We start from the raw sequence: 3,562 nt of genomic DNA on the forward strand, positions 1-3,562 counted from the left end.
GAACTCAGTTGCTGCTCCTTCGGGAGCCGGCGTTTAGCGGACTGTTTCCTCGGTCTTTTAGGCGTATCGCGATTGAAAAGAACGTGTTGTCCAAGTCAAGTACACTAACCAGAGACATGACGCCTGCTTCCTGCACGGAAGGTAGGCTAGATGCATGTCTCGCTGTCCAACCTATAGTGGTTGGGCGGGTAAAAAAGTATGCTTTTGATCTGGAATAAGGAAAGACAGTTTCTTACCAGCTTCTGTCTTCCGCGCAGATTGCCTGCCTTATGCAGCGACGTTGGTTGATGGTGTAAATAGCCCTCAAGTAGCGAAGCGGTAGGGCATCATGGGTAGTCTTGCTTTTTCTGGATCAAATCAAGCGCGAAAAGGGCGTTTGGTGAATGCCTTGGCAGTAAGAGGCGATGAAAGACGTGATACTCTGCGATAAGCCATGGGGAGCTGAGAATAAGCTTTGATCCATGGATTTCTGAATGGGGCAACCCACCTGATATTCTGCTATTTATACTACTCCTAAGATGCTGTTTGCGGGTTCGCCCTCAAGTAGCCGAATAGGCGGTAGGGCAAAATAGGAGGGTAAACCAGGTATTTATAGACTGAATACATAGGTTTATAAAAGCAAACCCGGGGAACTGAAACATCTAAGTACCCGGAGGAAAGGAAATCAATTGATACTCCCCTAGTAGCGGCGAGCGAACGGGGACCAGCCGAGCCTCAATTGTGGTTAGAATGCGTTGGAATGCGCAACCAAAGTGGGTGATAGTCCCGTATAAGAAGCATGAGAGGACGTATTAAGTAGGGCGGAACACGTGAAATTCTGTCTGAAGATCGGAGGACCACCTTCGAAGGCTAAGTACTCCTTACTGACCGATAGTGAACCAGTACCGTGAGGGAAAGGTGAAAAGCACCCCGACGAGGGGAGTGAAACAGTACCTGAAACCGAACGCCTACAATCAGTTGGAGGGGCCTATGCGCCCTGACAGCGTACCTTTTGTATAATGGGTCATCGACTTGGTCTCACAAGCAAGCTTAAGCCGTTAGGTGTAGGCGCAGCGAAAGCGAGTCTTAATAGGGCGTTGAGTTTGTGGGATCAGACCCGAAACCGAGTGATCTAGGCATGGCCAGGTTGAAGGTAAGGTAACACTTACTGGAGGACCGAACCCACATCCGTTGAAAAGGATCGGGATGAGCTGTGCCTAGGGGTGAAAGGCCAATCAAACTCGGAGATAGCTGGTTCTCTGCGAAATCTATTTAGGTAGAGCGTCATCCGAATACCCTCGGGGGTAGAGCACTGGATGGGTAATGGGGCCCCACAGGCTTACTGATCCTAACCAAACTCCGAATACCGAGGAGTACTAGATGGCAGACACACGGCGAATGCTAACGTCCGTCGTGAAGAGGGAAACAACCCTGACCTACAGCTAAGGCCCCTAATTCATGGCTAAGTGGGAAAGCAGGTGAGACGACCAAAACAACCAGGAGGTTGGCTTAGAAGCAGCCATCCTTTAAAGATAGCGTAACAGCTCACTGGTCTAAATAAGTTGTCTTGCGGCGAAGATGTAACGGGGCTCAAGCCATGAGCCGAAGCTTAGGATGCATTTATTGCATGGTAGCAGAGCGTAGTGTGACATAATTCCATGTCTCCTTAACCACTTCGGTGGGATTGGAGACGCGGAGTTTTCTGTGAAGCGGGCCTGTGAGGGATCCCGTGGAGAGATCACTAGTGAGAATGATGACATGAGTAGCGACAAAGAGTGTGAGAGACACTCTCGCCGAAAATCCAAGGGTTCCTGCTTAAAGCTAATCTGAGCAGGGTAAGCCGACCCCTAAGGCGAGGCCGAAAGGCGTAGTCGATGGGAACCAGGTTAATATTCCTGGGCCAGATGGAAGTGACGGATCTCGAGGGTAGTTCATCCTTATCGGATTGAATGGGCTGCTTAGAGGTCCCTGGAAATAGCTCCATCGTTAGATCGTACCCTAAACCGACACAGGTGGATAGGTAGAGAATACCAAGGCGCTTGAGAGAACTATGTTGAAGGAACTCGGCAAAATACCTCCGTAAGTTCGCGAGAAGGAGGCCCGGTCTGTACGCAAGTATGGGCTGGGGGCACAAACCAGGGGGTGGCGACTGTTTATTAAAAACACAGGGCTCTGCGAAGTCGTAAGACGACGTATAGGGTCTGACGCCTGCCCGGTGCCTGAAGGTTAAAAGGAGGGGTGAGAGCTCTGAATTGAAGCCCAGGTAAACGGCGGCCGTAACTATAACGGTCCTAAGGTAGCGAAATTCCTTGTCGGGTAAGTTCCGACCTGCACGAATGGCGTAACGACTTCCCCGCTGTCTCCAACATAGACTCAGCGAAATTGAATTACCGGTCAAGATGCCGGTTACCCGCGGTTAGACGGAAAGACCCCGTGCACCTTTACTACAACTTCACACTGGCATTAGGCCGAACATGTGCAGGATAGGTGGTGGGCTTTGAAGCGTGAACGCCAGTTTGCGTGGAGCCTCCCTTGAGATACCACCCTTGTTCTGCTTGATGTCTAACCGCGGTCCGTTATCCGGATCCGGGACCCTGTGTGGTGGGTAGTTTGACTGGGGCGGTCGCCTCCTAAATCGTAACGGAGGCGCGCGAAGGTTGGCTCAGAGCGGTCGGAAATCGCTCGTTGAGTGCAATGGCAGAAGCCAGCCTGACTGCGAGACTGACAAGTCGAGCAGAGTCGAAAGACGGCCATAGTGATCCGGTGGTCCCAAGTGGGAGGGCCATCGCTCAACGGATAAAAGGTACGCCGGGGATAACAGGCTGATACTGCCCAAGAGTCCATATCGACGGCAGTGTTTGGCACCTCGATGTCGGCTCATCTCATCCTGGGGCTGGAGCAGGTCCCAAGGGTACGGCTGTTCGCCGTTTAAAGAGGTACGTGAGCTGGGTTTAGAACGTCGTGAGACAGTTCGGTCCCTATCTTCCGTGGGTGTAGGATACTTGAGAGGAGTTGCCCCTAGTACGAGAGGACCGGGGTGAACGATCCACTGGTGGACCAGTTGTTATGCCAATAGCAGTGCTGGGTAGCTATGATCGGACAGGATAACCGCTGAAGGCATCTAAGCGGGAAGCCCCCCTCAAAACAAGGTATCCCTGAGAGCCGAGGTAGACCACCTCGTCGATAGGCCAGAGATGTAAGCGTAGTAATACGTTCAGTTGACTGGTACTAATGGCTCGATAGGCTTGATTTGATCCAGTAGAAGCAAGACTTAGCAGCGCTCAAGTAGCAAAGCGGTAGTGCATTATACTAATCATTCAAAAGCATACACACATACATAACTGTACTGACTTGGACATTTATTGAATTTATTCGGTTTGGTGGTCATAGCGTAAGCAAAACACCCGATCCCATCCCGAACTCGGCAGTTAAGTGCTACTGCGCCAATGGTACTGCGTCTTAAGACGTGGGAGAGTAGGTCACCGCCAAACCTAATAAGTTCAATAAATGATTATCTCTCTTACGATACAATATACAAAACGCCCGATGTGTTCACTACACAACGGGCGTTTTGCGTTGGAAG

At 51.0% G+C, this 3,562-nt stretch carries 2 rRNA genes; both read left to right on the plus strand.

Going from position 1 to position 3,562, the window contains the following annotated elements:
• Positions 1-355 precede the first annotated feature (355 nt).
• A 23S ribosomal RNA gene (locus HGT1_RS17865) occupies positions 356-3,232 on the plus strand.
• A 123-nt stretch (positions 3,233-3,355) separates the two neighbouring features.
• Positions 3,356-3,470: ribosomal RNA gene (rrf, locus tag HGT1_RS17870) — 5S ribosomal RNA — on the plus strand.
• The last annotated feature ends 92 nt before the right edge of the window (positions 3,471-3,562 follow it).

This window comes from Sulfitobacter sp. HGT1, from assembly GCF_013282155.1.
Lineage (GTDB): Bacteria > Pseudomonadota > Alphaproteobacteria > Rhodobacterales > Rhodobacteraceae > Sulfitobacter.